The sequence below is a fragment of the Bacillus sp. SIMBA_008 genome, assembly GCF_046535495.1.
GTDB lineage: Bacteria > Bacillota > Bacilli > Bacillales > Bacillaceae > Bacillus > Bacillus subtilis.
On sequence record NZ_JAWRWL010001392.1, the window covers coordinates 1 to 231 of the forward strand.

Below are 231 nucleotides of genomic sequence, written 5' to 3' on the forward strand. Positions count from 1 at the left end.
GTCAATCAGTACGGCAAGCGCCTCTTTCTTTAACCGATAGCCTTTGCACGGCGGACAAGACTTCTGAGACATATACTGCTCCATTTGCTCACGTATGAAAGCGGAGCCTGTCTCCTTATAGCGTCTTTCAATGTTGCGCAAGACGCCGTCAAATTGAATTCCACCTCCGCGGATTTGTCCAAAATCATTTTCATATCGGAAATAAATCAGGACAACTCCGCTGCCGTACGG

1 protein-coding gene is annotated in these 231 nt (G+C 47.6%); it reads right to left on the bottom strand.

Annotation, left to right across the window (positions count from 1 at the left end; genetic code table 11):
• A partial coding sequence (locus SB658_RS28035) for a hypothetical protein (protein WP_410603876.1) occupies positions 1-231 on the bottom strand: 231 nt, incomplete at both ends.